The organism is Leptotrichia sp. OH3620_COT-345 (assembly GCF_003932895.1).
Lineage (GTDB): Bacteria > Fusobacteriota > Fusobacteriia > Fusobacteriales > Leptotrichiaceae > Pseudoleptotrichia.
The window spans coordinates 1-1,358 of sequence record NZ_RQYW01000053.1; the positions used below are offsets into that span (position 1 = coordinate 1).

Annotated in this window: 3 protein-coding genes; all 3 read left to right on the plus strand. The window is 28.6% G+C overall.

Translation table 11 applies throughout. From position 1 onward, the window contains the following. The first annotated feature begins 113 nt into the window (after window positions 1-113). The gene (locus tag EII29_RS12255; protein WP_158612534.1) at window positions 114-278 is read left to right on the plus strand and encodes a hypothetical protein; all 165 of its coding nucleotides are present in this window, start codon (window positions 114-116) and stop codon (window positions 276-278) included. A 214-nt stretch (window positions 279-492) separates the two neighbouring features. Then, window positions 493-1,095, plus strand: coding sequence for a hypothetical protein (locus tag EII29_RS11215; RefSeq protein ID WP_158612535.1), 603 nt, complete (start codon window positions 493-495; stop codon window positions 1,093-1,095). Window positions 1,096-1,120: 25 nt separating this feature from the next. After that, entirely contained in the window at window positions 1,121-1,279 is a 159-nt protein-coding gene (locus EII29_RS12260) for a hypothetical protein (RefSeq protein WP_158612536.1), read from the plus strand. Window positions 1,280-1,358 lie beyond the last annotated feature (79 nt).

Genomic DNA, 1,358 nt, shown 5'->3' on the forward strand with positions numbered 1-1,358 from the left:
AAAGAATATCAGAATGGTATATGAATCCAGAGGATATGAAAGAAGTAACGGGAGAATCACTAGAAGAATATAAGAGAAGAAATTATAAAAAATAGAAAGGAAAGGTAATAAAAATGAAAAGACTAATGTTGATAGTAGTAATGCTAATGGCAGTGTTAAGTTGTACAGCAGAGGATATAGAAATATGGAATAGAGTTGACAGAAGAATGAAAGAAAGAGGACATGGATGTTACCGAGACCCTTATTATGGTAATATAAAATGTGGTTATAGGAGATAAAAAATTCATATAGATATAAATTAAGCCTTTGATATATAAAGAAAACAAATCCAACATTCAAATTATTTCAACAAAAAAATACGAGAATGAGTATGAAGAAAAATCACTGTTTGGACGAAGTGAGTTTGTGATTTTTCAGTAAATGAAGTATTTTTGAAAGAGAAATAATTTAAGTTGGAAGTTTTTTGGTACAATCTTTTTTGCAAAAAAGGTTGTGAGGACTAGTAAAGGCTTTCGTAAGTCAAATATGAAGAGGGCGGAAGATAGCTTTGAAAGGTTAGATAAAAAACGGAGGAGCGGTTTAGGGATAGGAACAAGGTCAGGGCTGGCAGCATCAATATTTATTAGAGGTATGACAGGAAATTTAGGAAATGTAGAGATATTAAAGAAGTTTATGGGAAGTGGTAAAAAGGTATTTGTAAATTCTGAAAGTAAGTTTGAAGATATTCAGGGAGTTTATCCCTATAATGTGATAAATTATGAGCAACAAAAAGAAGCAATTAATATGTTGGAAAATGGATTTGAAAGTTTATTAAGTCGACTACAGGGAGTAACTTTATTGTCAGAAGCAGGCTCAATGAGTGAGGGAGCAAGAAATAATGCATATAATAATATGAATGATATGATAAGGTCAAGTGACTTAGGAAATTTTGAAAAGCCTTTTAAAACTAAAAGTATGAATGTAAGTGATTATATGGAAAATCTTGTAGAGTTAAATAGGAATGTTGTAAAAAGAATATCAAAGGCATATTTAAACTCTTCTGAAACAGAGTTAATGATTAAGAATTCAATAAATGAATATAATAATTTAAAATGATAAAAGATAAACGGAGATGATATAAATGAAAAGGATAATAGTGATAGTAGTATCATTTTTATTAATTTTGAATTGTAGTTTAATAAATGAAGAGATAAAAGAGTTTGAAAAGACTAAAAAAGAAATGAAAGAAAGAGGACATGGATGTTACCGAGGAAATATACATTGTGGCTATAGAAGATAAGAAGTTAGTTGAATAAATTAAGCTTTTGATAGATATATAAAGAAAACAAATCCAACATTCAAATTATTTCAACGAAAAA